This window comes from Pseudomonas sp. HY2-MNA-CIBAN-0224, from assembly GCF_040310285.1.
Lineage (GTDB): Bacteria > Pseudomonadota > Gammaproteobacteria > Pseudomonadales > Pseudomonadaceae > Aquipseudomonas > Aquipseudomonas helleri.
This window is the reverse complement of the sequence record NZ_JBEOPQ010000036.1, coordinates 1-22,794: the sequence shown is the minus strand read 5'-3', so window position 1 is coordinate 22,794 and position 22,794 is coordinate 1. Positions and strand designations below refer to the sequence as shown.

The following is a 22,794-nucleotide window of genomic DNA, read 5'->3' as shown; positions in this document are numbered from 1 at the left end:
ACCCGGCTGCGCTGGCCGTTTGGAAAGGGTTATTCGTGTGCTCTCAGGTCTGAGATACGTTGGTGAGTGACAGGAGGGCTTGTTTTCTACGCCTGGATTTTGCGACAGGCAGAAACAAGAAAGCCCGCACAGGGCGGGCTTCTTGAAGGGATTCGTAGACTGTCTGAGACAGGTCTAGATTGCTATATGGCGCACCAGGCGGGATTCGAACCCACGACCCCTGCCTTCGGAGGGCAGTACTCTATCCAGCTGAGCTACTGGTGCAACGCGGGCGCCATGATACTCATCTGCGTGTCGCCCGTCCATGCCGCTGATTCGTCGGGTGTTTCTTTGTGCGTTATGGGGTATTAATGAGGACTAGGTGAGAAAAGGGTGAAATCGGGCCGTTTGTTCTTTTTTTCGAACAGCCTATTGTCCTTTACCCCTGTTGACCCTAGGATTCGTTTGAGATTTCAAACGCTCTTGTCTGAGTGCTGAATCGCACGGCTTATTCTTTGTGCGGCCTTTAAGTACTTTGGCAGTGAATGACTTCCTGACGGCAGCCTTCTATGGCGCCTTTCTTCTATCAATAATTCGCCCCGCCTCTGTGCGGTGCTGTTAAGGAAAGCCAACATGCAGCTCAAAGACGCACAACTGTTCCGCCAACAAGCCTATATCGATGGCGCTTGGGTCGATGCGGACGGTGGTCAGACGATCAAGGTTAACAACCCGGCCACGGGCGAAATCATCGGTTCCGTGCCAAAAATGGGCGCGGCTGAAACCCGTCGTGCGATTGAAGCCGCAGACAAGGCGTTGCCAGCCTGGCGTGCACTGACCGCTAAAGAGCGTGCAGGCAAACTGCGTCGCTGGTTTGAGCTGTTGATTGAAAACCAGGACGACCTGGGCCGTTTGATGACCCTGGAGCAAGGCAAGCCACTGGCCGAAGCCAAGGGTGAAATCGCTTACGCCGCTTCGTTCATCGAGTGGTTCGCTGAAGAAGCCAAGCGCGTCTATGGCGACGTGATTCCAGGCCACCAGCCTGACAAACGCCTGATCGTGATCAAACAACCGATCGGTGTGACCGCTGCCATTACGCCGTGGAACTTCCCGGCCGCCATGATCACCCGTAAAGCAGGCCCGGCACTGGCCGCAGGTTGCACCATGGTGATCAAGCCCGCTTCGCAAACCCCGTTCTCCGCGTTGGCACTGGTTGAGCTGGCGCACCGTGCCGGCATTCCAAAAGGCGTGTTGAGCGTTGTGACAGGCAGCGCTGGCGACATCGGCGGCGAGCTGACCAGCAACCCGATCGTGCGCAAGCTGTCCTTCACCGGTTCGACCGAAATCGGTCGTCAACTGATGGCCGAATGCGCCAAGGACATCAAAAAAGTATCTCTGGAACTGGGCGGCAACGCGCCGTTCATCGTGTTTGACGACGCTGACCTGGATAAGGCCGTCGAAGGCGCGATCATCTCCAAGTACCGCAACAACGGCCAGACCTGCGTGTGTGCCAACCGCCTGTACATTCAGGATGGCGTGTACGACGCGTTCGCTGAAAAACTCAAAGCGGCTGTGGCCAAGCTCAAAATCGGTAACGGTCTGGAAGAAGGCACCACCACCGGCCCGCTGATCGATGACAAGGCAGTGGCCAAAGTCAAAGAACACATCGCGGATGCACTGAGCAAAGGCGCAACCCTGCTGGCAGGCGGCAACAGCCTGGAAGGCAGCTTCTTCGAGCCGACCATTCTGGTCAACGTGCCGAAAAACGCTGCCGTGGCCAAAGAAGAAACCTTCGGCCCGCTGGCACCGCTGTTCCGTTTTAAAGACGAAGCCGAAGTGATCGAGATGGCCAACGACACCGAGTTCGGTCTGGCGTCGTACTTCTATGCGCGTGACATGAGCCGCGTTTTCCGTGTTGCAGAAGCACTGGAATACGGCATGGTCGGCGTTAACACCGGTCTCATTTCCAACGAAGTCGCGCCTTTTGGCGGCATCAAGGCGTCGGGCCTGGGCCGTGAAGGCTCCAAGTACGGCATCGAAGACTACCTGGAAATCAAATATCTCTGCCTGAGTATTTAACTCGGCGGGTGGTTCAGCAGAAGGGGCACGAGAGCGATGCTCCCTCTGTGTTTCAAACTGTTAATTTTTGTGGCCGGGCGCGCCATGCCAGTCGATCATCGCATGCTGGCATCGGTGCTACCCAGGCGCGTCAGCCTTGAACCACGCCGTTAGATAAACGGCGAATGAGGAACACCATGAGCAACAAGACCAACGCATCTTTGATGAAACGCCGTGAAGCCGCTGTCCCTCGCGGCGTTGGCCAGATCCACCCGATTTTTGCCGAGTCGGCAAAAAACGCGACCGTAACCGACGTTGAAGGTCGTGAGTTCATCGACTTCGCGGGCGGTATCGCGGTACTGAACACCGGTCACCTGCACCCGAAAATCATTGCCGCCGTGCAAGAGCAACTGACCAAGCTGACCCACACTTGCTTCCAGGTACTGGCTTACGAGCCGTACGTAGAGCTGTGCGAAAAAATCAACGCCAAGGTCCCAGGCAACTTCGACAAGAAGACCCTGCTGGTGACCACCGGTTCGGAAGCCGTTGAAAACGCCATCAAGGTTGCCCGCGCAGCCACTGGCCGTGCTGGCGTGATCGCGTTCACCGGCGCTTACCACGGCCGTACCATGATGACCCTGGGCCTGACCGGTAAAGTCGTGCCTTACTCGGCCGGCATGGGCCTGATGCCAGGCGGTATCTTCCGCGCTCTGTACCCGTGCGAGCTGCATGGCATCAGCGTTGACGACTCCATCGCCAGCATCGAACGCATCTTCAAAAACGATGCCGAGCCTAAAGACATCGCTGCCATCATCATCGAGCCAGTTCAGGGCGAAGGTGGTTTCTACGTGGCGCCGAAAGCGTTCATGGCTCGCCTGCGTGAACTGTGCGACAAGCACGGCATCCTGCTGATCGCTGACGAAGTACAAACAGGCGCGGGTCGTACCGGCACCTTCTTCGCCATGGAACAAATGGGTGTTGCGGCTGACCTGACCACCTTCGCTAAATCCATCGCTGGCGGCTTCCCGCTGGCGGGCGTGTGCGGCAAGGCCGAGCTGATGGACGCTATCGCTCCAGGCGGCCTGGGCGGCACCTACGCCGGTAGCCCGATCGCATGTGCGGCGGCACTGGCGGTGCTGGAGGTGTTTGAAGAAGAGCACCTGCTGGACCGCTCCAAGGCAGTGGGCGAGCATCTGGTGTCTGGCCTCAAGGCTATCCAGGCCAAGTACCCGGTGATCGGCGACGTTCGTGCGCTGGGCGCCATGATCGCGGTCGAGCTGTTCGAAGGCGGCGACGCACACAAGCCAAACGCAGCAGCCGTGGCTCAAGTCGTCGCTAAAGCGCGTGAGAAAGGTCTGATCCTGCTGTCGTGCGGCCCGTACGGCAACGTTCTGCGTGTTCTGGTGCCGTTGACCGCTCCAGACGAACTGCTGGACAAAGGCCTGGCCATTATCGAAGAGTGCTTCGCTGAGCTGGCGTAAGCCCGCCGTGAAGGTGTGACTCGATAGACAAAAAAAACCGCTTCGGCGGTTTTTTTTGGTTTAAGCGATTCAGACATGTGATTTTTCTGTATCCACGCGTTGCCTTTGTCTAAGGTGCAGGCATTGCGCTGGGAGCAGATTGAATGGCCGTTGTAGATTTATCCGTTGTACCGAGCGTATTGATTGCCGAGGCCGATCCGTGGTCCCGGGATCTACTCAAGCAAGTGGTGCTGAGTGTTCGGTGTGACGCGCAGTTGGATGTGTGCGGTGAAGGGCAGCAGGCACTCTTGCTGCTGAGCCAAAAAAGTTATGACCTGGTGATTTCAGACCGGGACCTGCCCGGTGTCAGCGGGCTGGATGTGTTGCGCAGTGTGCGCCAACGTCGTCGCAGCCCGGCCTTGCCGTTTATTTTAGTCAGCAGCCGCAATGACAGCGCCAGCGTACGCGAAGCCTTGCCGTTGGCGCCCACCGCCTACCTGACTAAACCACTGGACCTGAGCGGTCTGACCAAGCGTCTGCAGGGGCTGTTACTGAGCGCGGGGCAAGAGGTGCTGTGTGACGTGCCGTCACTGGCGCCCGGCATGACCCTTAAACGTTTTCTGACACAGCGCCGGGCGTCCTCGGATGGCGCGCCGCTATGGATCGATGCGCGGGCAGCGGTCAAGCGCAGCCTCAGCCCTGACGGCCTCAACCTGGCGGCGCTCGAAGATGAAGTGTGCAAAGACCCGCAAATTACCGCCGTGCTGATTGCCGCGGCCAATAGCGCTGCGCAGCACCTTGCGCGGCCCGCTCAGACGCTGACCCACGCCTTGCAGCGGCTGGGCCCGGCGCAAAGCATGAACCTGGTGCAAGGGCTGACGCTCAAGCACAGCGCGCAACTGAACGACCCGCGTCTGGCCGATTACGCCGAGCACCAGTGGGCGGTGTCGTTGCGCGCGGCAGAGTACGGTCGGACCTTGGCAGGCATGCTCAGCCTCGATCAGCAGCGCTGCTACTGCGCGGGTTTGCTGTACCGCCTGGGTGATCTGGCGGTGCTGCGCTGTTTGCAGGAATGGCAGCAGGCGGGGGGCGAGCTGGACACGCAGGTGATTGACGAGTCCCTGGCCGAGTTCGGGGCCGCCTACGGCTCAGCGTTGCGCACACGCTGGCGTTTGCCGCTGGAACTGCGCGAGTTGATCGCGGCGGTGTATCACCTGGGAGGCGGGGTGTACTCGCGTGAGGCGCTGGTCATGAACCTGGCCGGGCAGTTGGCGGTGCTGGAATCAGAAGAAGGTCGGGATGCGCTGGCCGGCAGCAAGACTGCGCGTTTGCTGCGGGTAGGCACGGCAGAACTGTCGCGCCTGATGAGCAAGGTGCAAAGCACCGTCTAACCCTTGCAACTCTGTAGGCGCTGACGAGGCACGAAGGCTGCGAGGCGGGCCGCAGGACCGCTGTTTTGGGTCGCTTCGCAACCCATCGCAGCCTCATGCTTCGTCAGCGACTACAGCGTTAGTCGCTCTTAAACCGCCGCAGGGCGCAGCGAGTAGGTTTTCAGCTGTTTGGCAAATTCACGCAACGAATGAATCCCGCTGGCTTCCGCCTCATGGACCCACTCCTTGATCGCCGCCAGCATGTCGTGACCATTGGTGCTGGTCTTGATCCAGATCTGTTGCAGCGCCAGACGCTTTTCATAGATCACTTTGAGCGATTGGCTGTGCTCCAGCAGGGTTTCGATACGCTGGTGATGGCGCTCTTCCAGCAGGCTGGTTTCACGCGACAGCAGGCGCTTGGCCCGGCGGAACTGGTGGCGAACCGAGTGATCGACCTTGGCCAGCTCTTGCTGCACCAGCGGTGCGATCACCAGCTTGCGGTACTGCGCCATGATCTGGAACCGGTTGTTGAGGATCGCCATCGCGGTGTCCATATCCAGGTTGCCTTTGCCTTCGACCCGGTGGGCAATAGGCGCAACCCGCTGAACCTTGGCAAGACGCAAAAAGCTGAACACTTTGATCCACGCCCACCCCAGGTCGAACTCCCACTTCTTGACCGACAGCTTGGCCGAGTTGGGATAGGTGTGATGGTTGTTGTGCAGCTCTTCGCCACCAATGAGGATGCCCCACGGCACCAGATTGGTCGCAGCATCGCGGCACTCAAAGTTGCGATAACCGACCGCATGGCCCAAACCGTTGACCACGCCCGCGGCCCACACCGGGATCCACATCATCTGCACGGCCCAGATGGTCAGACCGATGGCGCCGAACAGCAGCAAATCAATCACCAGCATCAGGGCTACGCCCAGCAGCTTGTAACGCGAATAAAGATTGCGCTCGATCCAGTCTTCAGGGCAGTTTTTGCCGTAAATGCGTAGCGTTTCAGGATTCTGTGCTTCTTCGCGATACAGCTCTGCACCTTTTCGCAAAACGGTCGATAACCCTTTGACGACCGGGCTGTGCGGGTCATCGGCGGTTTCACATTTGGCGTGGTGTTTGCGGTGGATGGCCGTCCACTCGCGGGTGTTCTGCGCGGTGGTCAGCCACAGCCAGAAGCGGAAGAAGTGTTTCAGGCCACCGTTGAGTTCAAGTGAGCGGTGAGCTGAGTAGCGGTGAAGATAAACCGTGACACCGATAATGGTCACGTGGGTCATCAACAGGGTGACTGCAACCAGTTGCCAGGCTGACAAGTCAAGAAAACCGTTGTACCACATAGGCTGTTTGGCCCTCGGGAAGATGAAATAAATTGCAACACGCATTATCACCATGCAGCCATTTAAAACCAGTCGCCCTTTGAGATAAGAGTGGCTGGATGTTTCTTACTCTATAATTCCCATTTTTTTGTAGGCGTTATAACTTTCTCATGTCGGTTTCTTCTCGCAATGCCCTGCGTGCAGCCCTGCTTTACGGGTTGTTATCGGTAGCCTGGCTGCAAATAACTGATCATTTATTGAGCAGTTTTTTGGACGACTCGGCGCAGTTGGCGCACTGGCAGCTCATCAATGGCTATGTGTGGGTGTTTGTCAGCGCCGTTCTGATCTTTGTTGCCCGCTCCCAACTGTTGGGTTATCTCGGCGGGAGCGCCAGCTTGAAGCGCCAACGCGAGGATCGCGAGCGTCTGCGCCAAGCGGCAGCGGTGTTTGACTGCACCCGTGAAGGGGTGCTGGTCACTGACCGTACGGGTGCAATTGTGCATGTGAATCGGGCGCTGGTTGAAATCACCGGATATACGGTCGAAGAAGTGCTGGGTAAACGGCCCAACATGTTCAAGTCCGGTCACCATGACCTTGAGTTTTACCAGGGTGTTTTCAAGTCCTTGCAAGAAACCGGCGACTGGCACGGCGAGATCTGGAACCGGCGCAAAAACGGTGAAATCTACCCGCAGTGGCAAACCGTGCGGGCCATCACTGACGAAAAAGGCCAGCTCACCCACTATGTCGCGGTGTTCACCGACATTTCGGCTATTAAAAAATCCCAGACGGACCTGGCGCGGCTGGTCCACCATGACCCGCTCACTGACCTGCCCAATCGTTTGCTATTCACCGACCGTACCGAGCAGGCCTTGACCTCTGCGCAGCGCCACAAGACAGGCTGCGCGCTGCTGATGATCGACCTTGATCATTTCAAAATTATTAACGACAGCCTTGGGCATAACGTCGGCGACCTGTTGCTCAAGGCGGTCAGCGGGCGTTTACAGCGCGTGTTCGGCAAAGGCTATACGGTGGCCCGGCTGGGCGGCGACGAGTTCGCCGTGCTGATCGAAAATTGCTCAAATGCGAGCCGCGCCGAGGTGCTGGCGCAGCAAGTGCTGGAGGCCATGAAAGCAGCGTTTGAGGTCACCAGCCATCAACTGTTTGTGAGCGCCAGCGTGGGCATCAGTGTGTTCCCCGGCGATGCGCTGAACGCCGAGCAACTGCTGCGCAATGCCGACTCGGCGCTGTTCAAGGCCAAAAGTGCGGGCCGCGAAGGCTACGCGCTGTACACCGAAGAACTGACCGTGCACGCCCTTAACCGGATCGAGGTGGCCAGCGACTTGCGCCGGGCGCTCGAGCAGCAAGAGTTGCGGGTGTATTACCAGCCGGTGCATGACCTGAAAACCAGCCGCCTGATCGGGGTGGAAGCCTTGGTGCGCTGGGAGCACCCGCTGCGGGGGCTGGTGCCTCCGGGGGAGTTTATCCCTATCGCTGAACGCACCGGCCTGATAGCCGAAATTGACGCCTGGGTGCTGGAACAAGCCTGTTGGCAGATGTGCCAGTGGCAATCGGCAGGTGTGCATTTGTCGTTCGTGGCGGTGAATATCTCCAGCCGCCTGTTTGCCCGTCCGGAGCTCTACACGCTGGTGTCCACCGTGTTGACCGACAGCGGCCTGGACCCGGCCTTGCTGGAGCTGGAAGTCACTGAAAGCGCGGTGATGGAAGATTCACAAGGGGCGCTGGAGCAGATGCACCGTCTGCGGGCGCTGGGGTTGCGCCTGGCCATTGATGACTTTGGCACCGGCTTTTCATCGCTGCTGCGCCTCAAGCAATTGCCTGTGCAAAAACTCAAAATTGATCAGGGTTTTGTCGCAGGCTTGCCGGAAGACAATGACGACGTGGCGATTGTGCGCGCGGTCATTGCCCTGTCCCAAAGCATGGGCTTACAGGTGCACGCCGAAGGCATCGAGCACATCGAGCAGGCGCAGTTCCTGCTCGACTTCAAGTGCGATCTGGGCCAGGGCTACTGGTTTGGCCGCCCGGTGCCTGCCAGCGAACTGGATTGGCAGCGGGCGCCCGCCATTCGCACCTGAGCGCTGCCTCAGGCTTTCTCGGGTGGCAGCTCAGGCAGTGCGCGAAGGGCTGTCTCGTACCACTCGGTGTTGAAGGCGCGATCCTCGTCGAGCATCGCGTCGATCTCGATGGCCAGTACGTGGGCCATCAAGTTCAAAATCTCTTCGCGCTCGTAACCGACCAGGGTCAGCTTATTGAAAGTGGCCTTGGCTGCGGGCGGGTTGTCGCTTTCGATCTGGTTTTCAATCGCCTGGGTCAGGGTGGATTCGGCGAATTCTTCTTCGTCGTTGTCGATATCAGTTGGCTCGCTCATGGGCAGGCTCCTTAAGGTAAGGCCGGCAGTTTAGCGGTATTCAGCGCAATGATGCTGCTGGTCAGCTTAGCGGCGAAGCTCTATAACAGCTGCTGCCAACCCCAACATGGCCTGGAGGCTTTGTGATGCTCAAGCTTTATGGATTCGCTGTCAGTAACTACTACAACATGGTCAAGCTGGCGCTGCTGGAAAAGGGCCTGCCGTTTGAAGAGGTCGCGTTTTTTGCTGGCAAAACCCCAGAGGCGCTGGTAGTCAGCCCTTGCGGCAAAGTGCCGGTATTGGGCGTCGAGCAGGGCTACGTCAACGAAACCAGCGTGATCCTCGACTACATCGAACAGACCCAGCCGGGCCCCAAACTGCTGCCGACCGATCCCTTTGAGCGCGCCCACGTGCTGGCCATCGCCAAAGAAATCGAGTTGTACATCGAGTTGCCCGCCCGTGCGTGCTACGCCGAAGCGTTCTTCGGCACGCAAGTCCCTGAGGCGATCAAGACCAAAGCCAAGGCTGAGTTGCTGCACGGCATTGCGTCGCTGTCGCGTCACGCAACATTTGCACCCTATGTTGCGGGCGACACCCTGAGCGTGGCAGACATTTACTTCCTGTACAGCGTCACCCTGGCCTGTGGCGTGGGCAAGAAAGTCTTCGGCCTGGACCTGCTGGCCGAACTGCCAGGCGCCAAGGCGCTGCTGGAGCACCTTGAGCAAAACCCGCACGTTAAACGCATCGCGGCAGACAAAGACGCAGCCATGCCGCAGTTTTTGGCGTGGATTAGCAGCAAGAAGTAAATCTGTAGGAGCGAGCTTGCCTCGCGATCTTTTGACCTTAAAAAGATCGCGAGACAAGCTCGCTCCTACAAGCGCTGTGTTTAACGGCTGGCCAGCAAGGCCTTGCCGCGAACCACTGCCGCTTTCACCTGGGCGGGCGCTGTGCCGCCGATGTGATTACGGGCATTGACCGAACCTTCCAGGGTCAACACGGCAAACACGTCGTCATCAATCTGATCGCTGAACTGGCGCAGTTCTTCCAGGCTCATTTCGGCCAGGTCTTTGCCGGTTTCCACGCCGTATTTCACGGCATGGCCAACGATTTCGTGGCAGTCACGGAACGGCAGGCCACGGCGCACCAGGTAGTCAGCCAGGTCAGTTGCTGTCGAGAAACCGCGCAGCGCCGCTTCACGCATGATCGCGTGCTTGGGCTTGATCGCCGGGATCATGTCGGCAAACGCACGCAACGAGTCACGCAGGGTATCGGCGGCATCGAACAGCGGCTCTTTGTCTTCCTGGTTGTCCTTGTTGTAGGCCAATGGCTGGCCTTTCATCAGGGTCAGCAGGCCCATCAGGGCACCGAACACGCGACCGCTTTTGCCACGTACCAGCTCTGGCACGTCGGGGTTTTTCTTTTGCGGCATGATCGAGCTGCCGGTGCAGAAGCGGTCAGGCAGATCAATGAACTGGAACTGCGCGCTGGTCCACAGCACCAGCTCTTCGGAGAAGCGCGACAGGTGCATCATCGCAATGCTCGCGGCGGCGCAGAATTCGATGGCGAAATCGCGATCCGAGACGTTGTCCAGCGAGTTGCCGCCCACGGCGTCAAAGCCCAGCAGTTGCGCGGTCAGCTCACGGTCGATCGGGTAGGTGGTGCCCGCCAGTGCGGCGCTGCCCAGCGGCATGCGGTTGGTGCGTTTGCGGCAGTCGACCAGGCGCTCGTAGTCGCGGCTGAGCATCTCGAACCAGGCCAGCATGTGATGCCCGAAGGTCACCGGCTGAGCGGTTTGCAGGTGCGTAAAGCCCGGCATGATGGTCTCGGCTTCGCGCTCGGCTTGCTCCAGCAGGCCTTTTTGCAGGCGTGTGATTTCAGCCAAGATGAGGTCGATTTCATCACGCAGCCACAGGCGAATATCGGTGGCGACCTGGTCATTACGGCTGCGCCCGGTGTGCAGCTTTTTACCGGTCACGCCGATGCGGTCTGTCAGGCGCGCTTCGATGTTCATGTGCACGTCTTCCAGGTCGACGCGCCAGTCAAAAGTGCCGGCCTCGATTTCGCTCTGGATGGTTTTCAAACCGTCGATGATGCTGTCGCGCTCTGCATCGGTCAGCACACCGACCTTGGCCAGCATGGTGGCGTGGGCCACGGAGCCCATGATGTCGTGGCGATAAAGGCGCTGGTCGAAAGTGACCGAGGCAGTGAAGCGCGCAACGAAGGCGTCGACGGGTTCACTGAAGCGGCCGCCCCAGGACTGATTGGTCTTGTCGGTGCTCATGGATTCGCTCGTAATCGGCTGAGGGGGAGTACATAAAAAGTTACTGCGGATCATAACAGGGTTGCCATTCAAGGCGTTGACGCAGGTCGGCAGGTTTTAACGGATTTGAGGTATAAACAAAATACCGAAACGAATTGTATAGATTGGCCCCATTCGTCTTGGCAACCGTCTACAGTTGGTCGTATGGAGCAGTCTTTGCAGGTCTTTGTAGCTTGTTGGACGCATCCGGTATTAAATCGAGCAACAGACACAGGTGAATTTTGCTGTGCGACTTGCGGCACTTTTTGGCCTTCACGCTAGTCTTAGCGTGGATCGCTGTGACAGCCGTCACTTCACCTGTCTACGCTATCCTTGTGCGAGACTCACGCAGGAATACAGCGCTATATGAATGTCCTGATCGTTGATGACGAAACCTTGGCCCGAGAGCACTTGAGCCGTTTGCTCAATGCTGTTGGGGGTTATACGCCGCTGGAGCCCGCCGCTACTCATGGCGAAGAGGCTCTGAGCCTGATCGAAAGCCTGAAGCCCGATGTCGTTCTTCTCGACATCCAGATGCCGGGCCTCGACGGTTTGCAGGTCGCTGCCAAATTATGCGAGCGCGAATTGCCACCCGCCGTGGTGTTTTGCGTTGCGCCTGACGAGTTCTCCATTCAGGCCCTGCAAGACAGCGGTGTGAGCTACGTGCTCAAGCCGGTCAGCGCCGAGGCCCTTACTGCGGCCTTAAAAGACGCGCACCGGCCTAACCGTGTGCAACTGGCGGCCCTGACTCGGCCTGCCGCGCAAACGGGCAGCGGGCCGCGCAGCCACATCAGTGCCAGAACCCGAAAAGGCATTGAACTCATCCCTATCGACAAAGTGATTTATTTCATCGCTGACCATAAATACGTGACCTTGCGTCACGAGGGCGGCGAAGTGTTGCTCGATGAGCCGCTCAAAGCCCTTGAAGACGAATTCGGTGAACGCTTTGTGCGCATCCACCGTAACGCGCTGGTAGCGCGTGACCGTATCGAACGCCTGCAACGTACCCCGCTGGGGCACTTTCAGCTGTTCCTCAAGGGGCTTAATGGCGATGCGCTGATTGTGAGCCGCCGCCACGTGGCGGGCGTGCGCAAAATGATGCAGCAGCTCTGACACGGCAAATGGTCATTGTGGTGGGAGCGGGCTTGCTCGCGATTCAGGCGGCGCGGTATGCCTGAATCATAGGGTCGATGCCATCGCGAGCAAGCCCGCTCCCACGCGGTATTTATTCGCCCTCCTATAACGGATGGCCTGCTCCTGGCTTAATCGGCCACGTACTTTCTGATACAAGTCAAAGCTGTTTTGGCTGAGCTGTTATTATCAGCCGTATCTTTTCAGTACGGATTGATCCATGTCCTCTCGCGAAATCCGCATCGCTACCCGTAAAAGCGCCCTGGCTCTGTGGCAGGCCGAATACGTCAAAGCCCGTTTAGAGCAGGCTCACCCAGGTCTTGTGGTGACGCTGGTGCCGATGGTCAGCCGTGGCGACAAGCTGCTGGACTCGCCGCTGTCGAAAATCGGCGGCAAGGGTTTGTTCGTCAAAGAGCTGGAAACCGCCCTGCTCGAAAACGAAGCTGACATCGCCGTGCACTCCATGAAGGACGTGCCGATGGACTTCCCTGAAGGCCTCGGTCTGTTCTGCATTTGCGAGCGCGAAGACCCGCGCGACGCTTTTGTCTCCAATACCTTTGCCAGCCTCGAAGCCTTGCCGGCCGGCAGTGTGGTCGGCACGTCGAGCCTGCGCCGTCAGGCTCAGTTGCTGACCCGTCGGCCAGACCTCGAAATCCGCTTTCTACGCGGCAACGTCAACACGCGTCTGGCCAAGCTCGACGCTGGTGAATACGACGCCATCATCCTCGCTGCTGCGGGCCTGATCCGCTTGGGCTTTGAAGACCGCATCACCTCGGCGATCAGTGTCGAAGACAGCCTGCCAGCCGGTGGCCAGGGCGCCGTGGGCATTGAATGCCGCAGCGCTGACCACGAAATTCACGCGTTGCTGGCGCCGCTGCACCATGCCGACACGGCAGTGCGTGTGACCGCAGAACGCGCGCTCAACAAACACCTCAATGGCGGCTGCCAAGTACCCATCGCCTGCTATGCGGTGCTGGAAGGCGAGCAGATCTGGCTGCGCGGCCTGGTCGGTGAGCCCGCCGGTGGCACATTGCTGAGCGCCGAAGCACGTGCTCCGCACAGTGACGCGACAGCGTTGGGTGTGCAGGTCGCTGAAGACCTGCTGGCCCAAGGCGCCGGTGAGATCCTTAAAGCAGTCTACGGCGAGGCGGGTCACGAGTGACAGGCTGGCGCCTGCTGCTGACCCGACCCGCTGAGGAGTCGGCTGCACTCGCGAACGAGCTGGCCACTGTCGGTGTGTTCAGCAGCCGCTTGCCGCTACTGGCCATCGAGCCGCTGGCATTGACTCAAAGCCAGCGCGAGATGGTCGCCCACCTGGACCGTTATTGCGCAGTCATTGTGGTCAGCAAGCCCGCTGCGCGCCTGGGCGTGCAGTGGGTCAGCCAGTATTGGCCGCAAGCGCCTGAGCAGCCGTGGTTCAGTGTGGGTGCTGCCACTGCGCAGATTCTCGCCGAGCATGGCCTGGATGTTAGCTACCCTTTATCCGCAGATGACAGCGAGGCCTTGCTGGCGTTGCCCGCGTTTACCCAAGCGGTGACGTGCAGCGAGCCCAAGGTGCTGATCGTGCGCGGCGAGGGCGGGCGCGAAATGCTCGCCGAGCGTCTGCGCCAGCTGGGCGCGCAGGTCGATTACCTTGAACTGTATCGCCGAACGCTGCCGTCTTACCCGGCTCACACACTGCTTCAACGCATAAAAGCGGAACGCCTGAACGCGCTGGTGGTCAGCAGTGGACAGGGATTTGAACATTTGCAGCAGTTGGCAGGTGATGCCTGGCCCCAACTGAGCGGTATGACATTGTTTGTTCCAAGCCCTCGCGTTGCGCAGATTGCGCGCGATGCCGGGGCAAAAAACGTTGTGGATTGCCGTGGCGCGAGCGCTGCGGCTTTGCTGGCGGCGCTACGGGCACATCCCGTACCTGCTTTCTAACGCAAAGGATGGATACGTGAGCGAAACAGTCTTGCCAAAAGAACACGTGCAGCCCGCGCCAGAAGCGCCGGTTGAAAAACCTGTCATCAAGCCTGAGCGCCGGGGCAATGGTCTGGCCGCCTTCGCGCTTTTGCTCGGCGCTGCCGGCATCGCGGTCGGCGGTTGGGCGGTGTGGCAGATGCGCCATCTGGAAGCCAGCACTGCCGAGCAGCTGGCAGAAGTGCAGGCGCTGGGCGCACAAACGCTGTCGATCAAACAAAGCGAGCAGCAACTGCTGACGCGGCTCAACCAGTTGCCTTCGGCCAACGACCTGGATAACCAGCGTCAGTTGGTGGTGCAACTGCAAGGCGATCAGCAACGCTTGAATCAACGCCTTGAGACCGTGCTGGGGGCGAGCCGCAAAGACTGGCGCCTAGCCGAGGCCGAGCACTTGTTGCGTCTGGCCAGCCTGCGCTTGTCAGCGCTGCAAGACATCAGCAGCGCCCAGGCGCTGGTGCAGGGCGCCGATGACATTTTGCGCGAGCAGAATGATCCGGGTTCGTTCGCTGCCCGCGAGCAACTGGCCAAGAGCCTCGCTGCCTTGCGCAGCGTCGAACAGCCAGACCGCACGGGTGTGTTCCTGCAGTTGGCAGCCTTGCGTGATCAAGTGTCACAACTCACCGCGCTGGCGCCCGAGTTCAAGGACTCGGGTGATTCACTGCTGGGCCTGACCGCCGATGGCGACGGGGCAAGCCGTTGGGAGCAATGGTGGGATGAAATCTCCCATTACATCCGTATCGACTTCAATGCCGACAAAAACGTGCGGCCGTTGCTGGCAGGGCAAAGCCTGACCCAAGTCCGTCTGGCCTTGAGCCTGGCGCTGGAGCAAGCGCAGTGGGCTGCGCTTAACGGTCAGGCCTCGGTCTACACCCAGGCCTTGGCGCAGGCGCAAGAGGTGCTCAAAGGCAACTTCAACCAGGACAATGCGCAAAGCAAAAAAATGCTGGAGCAAGTGGTTGAGCTGAGCAAGCAGCCGGTCACGGTCAAGACGCCGGACCTGGCGGGCACCCTGAGTGCGATGCAGGCCTACCTTGAGCGTCGGCATGTTGAGGCTGACGAACCGGGTCGTGCGGCTGCCAAACCGGCCGAGGAGGCCCGCCCATGAAGCGTCTGTATGTGATTGTGTTCTTGTTGATTGCGGCCGCTGCGTGCGTCGGTCTGGCAATCTCCGAGGACGCAGGCTACGTGCTGGTGGCTTACAAAAACTTCCGCTACGAATCCAGCTTGTGGGCGTCTCTGGCTGTGCTGGTGATCCTGTGGCTGGTGATCTGGGGCATCAAGCTGTTGGTTGAGCTGTTCAGCGTCTCGACTGGCCTGGTCAACCCGTGGTCACGGCGTAACCGCAGCCGTCGCATTCAACTGGCGATCGAACAAGGCCAGATGGACTTGGCCGAGGGCCGCTGGGCCAGCGCGCAAAAACACCTGACCCGCGCCGCAGAAGCCGAGCGCCAACCGTTGCTGTTCTACCTCGGTGCCGCGCGTGCGGCCAACGAGCAGGGCCGTTACGAAGAAAGCGACAGCCTGCTTGAGCGTGCCCTTGAGCGTCAGCCCCAAGCCGAACTGGCGATTGCCCTCAACCATGCGCAACTGCAAGTTGATCGCGCCGACACCGAAGGCGCCCTCAACACCTTGCAAGCCATGCACGAACGCCATCCGCATAACGTGCAGGTGCTGCGTCAACTTCAGCGCCTGCACCAGCAGCGCGGCGACTGGTCAGCGCTGATCCGCCTGCTGCCCGAGCTGCGTAAAGACAAAGTCTTGCCTGCCCAGGAACTGGCTGAGCTTGAACGCCGCGCCTGGGGGCAAAACCTTGGCCTGGCGGCGCAACGCGACACGGGGGGCGAGGCAGGGCTGCAATCGTTGACCCTGGCCTGGCAGCAACTGACCTCGGCGCAGCGTCAGGAGCCCGCCCTGGTACTGGCTTATGCCGAGCAATTGCGCCGCCTGGGGGCACAGTCAGAGGCCGAAGAAGTGGTGCGCGGTGCGCTCAAGCGCACGTACGACAGCCACTTGGTGCGCCTGTATGGCTTGCTGCGGGGCAGCGACCCGGTCAAGCAATTGCAGACCGCAGAAGGCTGGCTCAAGGCGCACCCGGCGGACGCCAGCTTGCTGCTGACCCTGGGCCGCCTGTGCTTGCAGAACAGCCTGTGGGGCAAGGCGCGGGACTACTTCGAAAGCAGCCTCAAGCTTGAGCGCAACCCAGAAACCTGCGCAGAGCTTGCACGGCTCCTTGCCCAATTGGGTGACACGGCGCGCAGCAATCAGTTGTTTCAGGAAGGCCTGAACTTGCTGGATGAACGTTTGCTGGCGCTGCCTTTACCGCAATAGAGCGTTTTGTAAACACCCCCTGTGGAAACTGTCATCGGCCGTTATCACAGGGGGGAACCGCTTTTTAGGCGCGACAAGAAATTTCGTACGCTATCTGCACTAAAGCCTTTCAGCAGTTGTTGGTGATTCCCTACAAGCTTACGGAAGTATCCGTATTGGCTGGCCTTGAAAGGGCTATTGGCTTTCCTCTACCGTACCCGCCTGTCTATTTTGTTACGGAAAAGCCATGTTGTTGGCCTGCTCACGTTTCATATTCCTTTTGGCGTTGGTTGCCAGTGCTGCGGTGCTGGGCGCCTCTCTGTATCTGGAGTACGGGCCCGGGCTGAGCCCCTGTTTGCTCTGCCTGGTGCAACGCTATCTGTTACTGGCTTTTTGTGCGGTCAACCTGATCGCCTTTGTCCATGCGCCGCGTGCTGTCGGCGTACTGGCTTACTCAATGGTGGCCATGCTGCTGGCTTTGGCGGGTTTGGCCAGTGCCACCTGCCAAGTGCTTTATCAGCGATTACCGGCGCAGCAGTTGATGATTTGTCAGCCAGATTTGGCGCACCTGTGGAACAACCTGTCACTGGGCGATCTGTTTACGTCGGTCTACCGCGGGACCGAAGCCTGCGCGCATATCCAGTGGACACTCTTTGACCTGAGCATCCCCGAGCTGAGCATGCTGGCGTTTGCAGGTTTGGCGGCGCTGAGTCTGTTCCAGTGGGTGCGCTATTTCTTACCGCGTAAAAAGCCCGGTCCTGCGACCAGAAGTAGCACTTCGTATTAAACGCTTGTATGAACTTTCTCTCGTGCGTACCTTGAAGCAGTTGCTTGGCGGGCATAATCTGGCCCGCACGCATTGTTGGAGTTATGTCGCCCATTGCCGGTGTATCTGCACAGGTTTTGGTCCACACAGGCCCGGCTCAGTCGGGTGGCATGGGCCCACTAGGGAAGAGAGATCATCATGCTCGAAAGATGTAAGAGTGCTCAGGAACGCTTCAACGGTGTTCACCAGTTGGTAGACCGCTGGTTGCATGAGCGCAGTAAGCTTGTGAGCGCGTATGCGGCTGTCATTGATCAGCAGCGCAACCCCAAGCGCGGGCCTCAAAAAGAGTTCTGCCAACTGCTGGTTGATTACGTTTCTGCAGGCCACTTCGAAATTTATGAGCAGCTCAACGAGGAAGCGAAAGCGTTCAATGATGAACGCGGGCTTGCTTTGGCAGAGACCATCTACCCCCGAATCAACGTTATTACCGAAGCAGCATTGGCCTTTAACGACCACTGCGACGGCAAAGCGCATCGCCCGGATTGCGATAAACTCGCCAGCGAATTCAAAACACTCGGCGCCTTGCTCGATGAGCGTTTTGAGCTTGAAGACTGCTTGATCGAAGTGCTGCACAGCGCGCACAAACAGAAAGAAGCTGCCCAAGCCTAAAACCCACAACATTGTGTAGGAGCGAGCTTGCTCGCGATCTTTATAAGGTCAAAAGATCGCGAGCAAGCTCGCTCCTACAGATAGTTGTCTTATTGCACCTTCAGCAATTTGATTTCAAACACCAGCGGTGTGTAAGGTGCGATCAAATCCCCTGCGCCTTCAGCCCCGTACGCCTGATTGGACGGTATTACCAGCCGCCATGTCGAACCGGTTGGCATCTGCGCCAGCGCCAAGCGCCACCCATTGATCACGCTGTCCAGGCGCAACCACTGTGGCTGCGTGCTCTGATCGAAAACCGTACCGTCCGGCAAACGCCCCACATAGTTCACGTACACCGAACCCTGAGCATCAGGTTTTGCCCCTGCGCCTGCCTTGAGTTCAGTCGCCAAAATGCCGTTGCCCAACTCGCGGACGCCTGCTTTTTGTTTTTCTTTTAATAAAAATTCACGCTCGGCATTCAGTGCCACTTCGCTCTGCGGTTGCGCAGGCTCGGCATCGATTTGCGCCTGGTGCGCCGTCAATATCTGCTCGATTCGTTCATCACTCAGTGCTAACGGCTTGCCTTCATAAGCGCTGCGCAAGCCGTCGATCAAGGCCTGGATCTGTAGCTGCGGCACGTCTTCGCGCAAACGCTCGCCAAGGCTAGCGCCCAAGCTGTAGGCCAGGTCGTGCGCGGCTTGCGGGCTTTGCGCCGGGGCCGCATGGGCCGAACAGGCAACGCACAACAAGGTCAATAAAAGGGCACGCGACATGGGCAGTCTCCGGTCTTCAGTGCCAGCGATTATGCCTGTGCGAGCACGATTGTTTGGGGGAAATATCGGGGGCTTAAATAAACGCAGAAGTGGCCAAAAAATTTATCTGAACAGGCCGCTAAAAAGTGATCTGGCACAAGTTTTCCGGCGCTATGCAACCCGCTGCTATGGTTAGTGTCAACATGATCTAGCGGCGGTTCTTACAGAGGTCTAGTATGAGCCGCACTCACTTCAGCCAGGAGGTAAACCATGTCGGCCAACAAGAAGTCTGTTAATACGCCGTTGCACTTGCTCCAACAACTCTCAGGCAGCCTGCTTGAGCATTTGGAAAGCGCCTGTTCCCAAGCGCTGGCTGATGCTGAGAAGTTGCTCGCCAAGCTTGAAAAACAACGTGGCAAAGCTCAGGAAAAACTGCACAAGGCGCGTGAAAAACTGCAAGAAGCCGCTCACGCTGGCAAGTCCAAGGCACAAGCCAAAGCCAAGTCTTCCGTGAAAGAACTTGAGCAACTGCTGGACTCACTCAAAGACCGTCAAACCGAAACGCGCGCTTATATCCAGCAGCTCAAGCGTGATGCTCAAGAAAGCCTCAAGTTGGCCCAAGGCATTGGCCGGGTTAAAGAGGCCGTTGGCAAGGCCCTGACGGCTCGCACCGCCAAACCTGGTGCCAGCGCTAAAAAGCCTGCGGCCAAAGCACCGGTTGCCGCCAAGGCGCCTGCTAAACCTGCTGCTAAAGCGCCAGCAGCGGCCAAGCCTGCGGCTAAAACCGCTGCGGCAAAACCCGCCGCCAAAGCCCCTGCCGCCAAACCGGCCGCTGCTAAAGCGCCAGCCGCCAAGCCGGCGACAACCCGTACCGCTGCTGCAAAACCTGCCGCCAAGCCAGTCGCCGCTAAACCTGCTGCTGCCAAAGCCCCTGCATCCGCAGCCGCCAAGCCAGCGGCCAGAACCCCGGCGGCCAAGCCCGCAGCAAAACCTGCTGCTGCTAAACCAGCGGCTAAAGCTGCAGCGGCCAAACCGGCTTCCACAGCGGCCAAGGCACCTGCCAAGCCAGCGGTTAAACCTGCGGCCAAACCCGCTGCCAAGCCAGCCGTGAGAAAGCCAGCTGCCGCCAAGCCAGCCGCCAAGCCTGCGGCAAAACCTGCGACTGCGCCTGCAACCACCGCAGCCACCGCAACCGCAGCGCCAACACCGGCCGCTGCACCCGCTGCGGCGACACCCGCAACGCCGGCGACAACCCCTACCAGCGCTTCTTAAGCGTGGTTGATTGCGGCGCGCAGCGTTTGCAGCGCGCCGTGATCAGGGTGTTCAACCCCGCTGACCAGTCTTTGCAGCCAGTCGCAGTCGTCTTGCGATTGCGCAGGTAACCAGCCCAGGGTTGCCGTCTCCAGACGTCGTAATAACGTCCGTTCTGCCTCCAGCTCCAAGCCTTTGATCAGCCCGCGTAACGCAGACAATTCGTCATCGTGCGTGGCCGCTTCGCGCCATTGCGTGCGTAATTGGCGCAAGGGCTGCACGACGTCGCGTTGCCAAGGCTCGGCGCAGGCCCGCAAGCACTCAAAACGCGCCTCATCACAGGCGATACGCCGGTGTTCCAGCCAGGCTGCGCACAGCAGCAGGCACACATCCAGGCCCTGACGTTGCAGGCTTAAACAGGCGTGTTCAATGCCGGGCAGGGCATAGACCTTCAAACAGTAATTCCACAGATCGGTCTGCATAGTGCAATTCGCGCCAGTTGAGAGGGAAGCTGGTAGACTCCGCGGCCATTATGATCCGACTTCAGAACCTGACTTTACAGCGTGGCCCTCAGCGTCTGCTAGAAGACGCCGAGCTGACCCTGCACGCCGGCCACAAAGCCGGTTTGGTCGGCGCCAATGGCGCCGGTAAATCCACTTTGTTCGCCTTGCTGCTGGGTGAGTTGACGCCTGATTCCGGGGATTGTCTGCTACCGGCCGACTGGCGGATTGCCCACATGCGGCAAGAAATCGACACCCTCGATCGCATTGCGATCGACTACGTGCTCGATGGCGACCAGCGCTTGCGCGAGGTGCAAGCCAATCTTGCCCAGGCTGAGGCCGCCCAGGACGGTGCCGCGCAGGCGCGCTGGCATGCCGAACTGGACAGCGCCGACGGTTACACCGCCGATGCCAGGGCGCGCAAAATGCTCGCCGGGCTGGGGTTTACCAACGAACAAATGGACCGCCCGGTCGCCGACTTCTCCGGCGGCTGGCGGATGCGCCTTAACCTGGCCCAGGCCCTGATGTGCCCGTCCGACCTGTTGTTGCTCGACGAACCGACCAACCACTTGGACCTCGACGCCATTCTGTGGCTCGAAGACTTCCTCAAAAGCTACCCCGGCACTATGTTGTTGATCTCCCACGACCGGGATTTCCTCGACGCCGTGGTCGATAACATTGCACACGTCGAACAGCGCAAAATCACCCTCTATCGCGGGGGTTACAGCGCCTTTGAACGTGCCCGCGCCGAGCGTCTGGCCCAGCAACAGCAGGCCTACGAGAAGCAGCAGGCGCAACGTGCGCACATGGAAAGCTACATTGCCCGTTTCAAGGCCCAGGCCACCAAGGCCCGTCAGGCGCAGAGCCGGATCAAGGCCCTTGAGCGCATGGAAGAACTGAGCGCGGCCCACGTCGACTCACCGTTCAACTTCGTGTTCCGTGAAGCGGTCAAACTCTCCAGCCCGTTGCTCGACTTGTCGGACGCGCGCCTGGGGTACGGCGACAAAACCATCCTTGAGAAGGTCAAGCTGCAACTGGTGCCGGGTGCCCGCATCGGTTTGCTCGGCCCGAACGGTGCCGGTAAGTCGACCCTGATCAAAAACCTGGCGGGTGAGCTGGTTCCGCTGGCGGGGCGTCTGGCCCGTGGCGAAAACCTGTCGGTCGGTTACTTTGCCCAGCATCAACTCGACTCACTGGACTCCAAGGCCAGCCCGTTGCTGCACTTGCAGCGTCTGGCGCCAACCGAGCGTGAGCAAGTGTTGCGTGATTTCCTCGGCGGGTTCGACTTCCGCGGGGCGCGCATCGACGAGCCGGTGTTGAACTTCTCGGGCGGTGAAAAAGCCCGTCTGGCCCTCGCGCTGATCGCGTGGGAACGCCCGAACCTGTTGCTGCTCGACGAACCGACCAACCACCTTGATCTGGAAATGCGCCTGGCCCTGACCATGGCCTTGCAAGAGTTCAGTGGTGCGGTGCTGGTGGTGTCTCACGATCGTCACTTGCTCAAAAGCACCACCGACGAGTTCTTGCTGGTGGCCGATGGCAAAGTCCAGGAGTTCGACGGCGACCTCGACGACTACGCCCGTTGGCTGGCTGATTACCGCCTGCGCAATGCGCCGGTGAGCAACACCGTAATCAACCCGGACAAGACCGATAAAAAGGCTCAACGTCAGGCGGCGGCTGCGTTGCGCCAGCAACTGGCACCGCACAAGCGTGAAGCCGACAAGCTCGAAAGCGAGTTGGGCAAAGTCACTGAAAAGCTCGCCCGGATCGAGACCAGCCTCGGTGACAGCGGCGTCTACGAGGCCGCGCGCAAAGACGAACTGCGTGAGTTGCTGGCCGATCAGGCCAAGCTCAAAGTGCTCGAAGGCCAGCTCGAAGAACGCTGGATGGAAGCCCTGGAAGTGCTTGAGACCTTGCAAGCCGAACTGGAAGCCCTGTCCTGATGGAGTCGCTCAACTTACCCGTACCGGCCGAGTTGATCGCGCCCCTATGGATCGGCGTGCAGATCTTGCTGATCCTGCTGGCGGGGTACTTCCTGCAACGCGTGGTTGCGCGTTTTCTGACCCGTCTGGGCGAGCGTTACCCTTTGCCGTCGCAGTTGCTGTTGCCGCTGCGAGGCGGGTTGCGCTGGTTCATCATGGGCAGCGCGGTGATCTTCGTCCTCGAGCGGCTGGGCGTTTCGGCCACGGTGTTGTGGACCGCGCTGTCAGGCTTTGTGGCGGTGGCGGCGATTGCCTTCTTCGCCATGTGGAGCGTGTTGTCCAACTTGCTGTGCGCGGTGTTGATCTTCACCGTGGGGCCGTTTCGCATTGGCGACGTGGTGGAGTTGCTAGACACCCTCGACAAGCCGGGGGTCAAAGGACGCGTCGTGGCCATCAACCTGCTGTACACCACCCTGGTTGAGCCTGCCGAAGCCGGCAGTGGCAGCAGCATGGTGCAAGTCCCCAACAGCCTGTTCTTCCAGCGCTCCGTGCGCCGCTGGCGCGAAGGCGATCTGTAAACACCCTTCCCTCTGTAGGAGCGAGCTTGCCTCGCGATCTTTTGATCTTAAAAAAGATCGCGAGACAAGCTCGCTCCTACACGTAATATCCGCAAAAACATCTGGTTAATTTTCAGCCCGCGCATTAGCTTAA

At 59.4% G+C, this 22,794-nt stretch carries 20 protein-coding genes, 1 tRNA gene and 1 pseudogene; 16 read left to right on the top strand and 6 right to left on the bottom strand.

Translation table 11 applies throughout. The features are described 5' to 3' along the window. Positions 1 to 187 precede the first annotated feature (187 nt). Positions 188 to 264, bottom strand: a tRNA-Arg gene (locus AAEZ03_RS16455). 348 nt (positions 265 to 612) lie between these two features. Between AAEZ03_RS16455 and gabD the strand changes: the two genes are divergently transcribed. The 3 genes from gabD to AAEZ03_RS16440 all read left to right on the top strand — a co-directional run bounded on the left by gabD (position 613) and on the right by AAEZ03_RS16440 (position 4,885). After that, the gene (gene gabD, locus AAEZ03_RS16450) at positions 613 to 2,055 is read left to right on the top strand and encodes an NADP-dependent succinate-semialdehyde dehydrogenase (protein ID WP_048366922.1); all 1,443 of its coding nucleotides are present in this window, start codon (positions 613 to 615) and stop codon (positions 2,053 to 2,055) included. Between the two features lie 176 nt (positions 2,056 to 2,231). Beyond that, entirely contained in the window at positions 2,232 to 3,515 is a 1,284-nt protein-coding gene (gene gabT, locus AAEZ03_RS16445) for a 4-aminobutyrate--2-oxoglutarate transaminase (RefSeq protein WP_048366921.1), read from the top strand. A gap of 143 nt (positions 3,516 to 3,658) precedes the next feature. Further along, complete coding sequence (locus AAEZ03_RS16440) at positions 3,659 to 4,885, top strand: HDOD domain-containing protein (protein WP_350580032.1); 1,227 nt, start codon at positions 3,659 to 3,661, stop codon at positions 4,883 to 4,885. 128 nt (positions 4,886 to 5,013) lie between these two features. Here AAEZ03_RS16440 and desA read toward each other — a convergent pair whose 3' ends face one another. Continuing rightward, a complete protein-coding gene (gene desA, locus AAEZ03_RS16435; RefSeq protein WP_350580075.1) occupies positions 5,014 to 6,198 on the bottom strand; it encodes a delta-9 fatty acid desaturase DesA in 1,185 nt (394 codons plus the stop codon). A 149-nt stretch (positions 6,199 to 6,347) separates the two neighbouring features. On the opposite strand from desA, the gene dibA reads away from it, so the two are divergent. Further along, positions 6,348 to 8,270: a phosphodiesterase DibA gene (gene dibA / locus AAEZ03_RS16430; RefSeq protein ID WP_350580029.1), complete on the top strand. Its 1,923-nt coding sequence runs from the start codon at positions 6,348 to 6,350 to the stop codon at positions 8,268 to 8,270. Between the two features lie 8 nt (positions 8,271 to 8,278). Here the strand turns inward: dibA and AAEZ03_RS16425 are convergent, their stop codons facing one another. Beyond that, positions 8,279 to 8,563: a hypothetical protein gene (locus AAEZ03_RS16425; protein WP_048366917.1), complete on the bottom strand. Its 285-nt coding sequence runs from the start codon at positions 8,561 to 8,563 to the stop codon at positions 8,279 to 8,281. A 125-nt stretch (positions 8,564 to 8,688) separates the two neighbouring features. Between AAEZ03_RS16425 and AAEZ03_RS16420 the strand changes: the two genes are divergently transcribed. Beyond that, entirely contained in the window at positions 8,689 to 9,348 is a 660-nt protein-coding gene (locus AAEZ03_RS16420) for a glutathione S-transferase family protein (protein WP_048366916.1), read from the top strand. Positions 9,349 to 9,428: 80 nt separating this feature from the next. Here AAEZ03_RS16420 and argH read toward each other — a convergent pair whose 3' ends face one another. Further along, the gene (gene argH, locus AAEZ03_RS16415) at positions 9,429 to 10,823 is read right to left on the bottom strand and encodes an argininosuccinate lyase (protein ID WP_048366915.1); all 1,395 of its coding nucleotides are present in this window, start codon (positions 10,821 to 10,823) and stop codon (positions 9,429 to 9,431) included. 265 nt (positions 10,824 to 11,088) lie between these two features. Here argH and AAEZ03_RS16410 point away from each other — a divergent pair. The 8 genes and pseudogenes from AAEZ03_RS16410 to rsd form a co-directional block, all read left to right on the top strand. After that, positions 11,089 to 11,211: pseudogene (locus AAEZ03_RS16410) on the top strand (sensor histidine kinase); the annotation flags it as partial. Beyond that, positions 11,208 to 11,954 carry a LytR/AlgR family response regulator transcription factor gene (locus tag AAEZ03_RS16405; RefSeq protein ID WP_123750957.1) on the top strand — a complete coding sequence of 249 codons (747 nt, stop codon included), beginning with the start codon at positions 11,208 to 11,210 and terminating at the stop codon, positions 11,952 to 11,954. The pseudogene AAEZ03_RS16410 and the gene AAEZ03_RS16405, both read left to right, overlap by 4 nt. 238 nt (positions 11,955 to 12,192) lie before the next feature. Continuing rightward, positions 12,193 to 13,134: a hydroxymethylbilane synthase gene (hemC, locus tag AAEZ03_RS16400; RefSeq protein WP_048390501.1), complete on the top strand. Its 942-nt coding sequence runs from the start codon at positions 12,193 to 12,195 to the stop codon at positions 13,132 to 13,134. Beyond that, positions 13,131 to 13,898, top strand: a complete 768-nt coding sequence (locus AAEZ03_RS16395; RefSeq protein ID WP_350580023.1) for a uroporphyrinogen-III synthase — start codon at positions 13,131 to 13,133, stop codon at positions 13,896 to 13,898. Before hemC ends, AAEZ03_RS16395 begins: the two co-directional genes overlap by 4 nt. Positions 13,899 to 13,914: 16 nt before the next feature. Next, positions 13,915 to 15,042, top strand: coding sequence for a uroporphyrinogen-III C-methyltransferase (locus AAEZ03_RS16390; protein WP_048390500.1), 1,128 nt, complete (start codon positions 13,915 to 13,917; stop codon positions 15,040 to 15,042). Next, the gene (locus AAEZ03_RS16385) at positions 15,039 to 16,265 is read left to right on the top strand and encodes a heme biosynthesis protein HemY (protein WP_350580020.1); all 1,227 of its coding nucleotides are present in this window, start codon (positions 15,039 to 15,041) and stop codon (positions 16,263 to 16,265) included. The genes AAEZ03_RS16390 and AAEZ03_RS16385 overlap by 4 nt, the downstream gene beginning before the upstream one ends. 226 nt (positions 16,266 to 16,491) lie before the next feature. After that, the gene (locus AAEZ03_RS16380; RefSeq protein WP_278939335.1) at positions 16,492 to 17,031 is read left to right on the top strand and encodes a disulfide bond formation protein B; all 540 of its coding nucleotides are present in this window, start codon (positions 16,492 to 16,494) and stop codon (positions 17,029 to 17,031) included. A 177-nt stretch (positions 17,032 to 17,208) separates the two neighbouring features. Next, positions 17,209 to 17,679 carry a sigma D regulator gene (gene rsd, locus AAEZ03_RS16375; RefSeq protein ID WP_123750962.1) on the top strand — a complete coding sequence of 157 codons (471 nt, stop codon included), beginning with the start codon at positions 17,209 to 17,211 and terminating at the stop codon, positions 17,677 to 17,679. Positions 17,680 to 17,768: 89 nt separating this feature from the next. Here the strand turns inward: rsd and AAEZ03_RS16370 are convergent, their stop codons facing one another. Then, a complete protein-coding gene (locus AAEZ03_RS16370) occupies positions 17,769 to 18,344 on the bottom strand; it encodes an FKBP-type peptidyl-prolyl cis-trans isomerase (protein ID WP_502947930.1) in 576 nt (191 codons plus the stop codon). 336 nt (positions 18,345 to 18,680) lie between these two features. Between AAEZ03_RS16370 and AAEZ03_RS16365 the strand changes: the two genes are divergently transcribed. Beyond that, positions 18,681 to 19,682, top strand: coding sequence for an AlgP family protein (locus AAEZ03_RS16365; protein ID WP_350580013.1), 1,002 nt, complete (start codon positions 18,681 to 18,683; stop codon positions 19,680 to 19,682). Here the strand turns inward: AAEZ03_RS16365 and AAEZ03_RS16360 are convergent. Next, positions 19,679 to 20,143, bottom strand: coding sequence for a TIGR02444 family protein (locus AAEZ03_RS16360; protein ID WP_153391407.1), 465 nt, complete (start codon positions 20,141 to 20,143; stop codon positions 19,679 to 19,681). The two genes, AAEZ03_RS16365 and AAEZ03_RS16360, sit on opposite strands and share 4 nt — an antisense overlap. 50 nt (positions 20,144 to 20,193) lie before the next feature. On the opposite strand from AAEZ03_RS16360, the gene AAEZ03_RS16355 reads away from it, so the two are divergent. After that, entirely contained in the window at positions 20,194 to 22,104 is a 1,911-nt protein-coding gene (locus tag AAEZ03_RS16355) for an ATP-binding cassette domain-containing protein (RefSeq protein WP_048366904.1), read from the top strand. Continuing rightward, complete coding sequence (locus AAEZ03_RS16350) at positions 22,104 to 22,661, top strand: mechanosensitive ion channel family protein (protein WP_048390485.1); 558 nt, start codon at positions 22,104 to 22,106, stop codon at positions 22,659 to 22,661. Before AAEZ03_RS16355 ends, AAEZ03_RS16350 begins: the two co-directional genes overlap by 1 nt. The last annotated feature ends 133 nt before the right edge of the window (positions 22,662 to 22,794 follow it).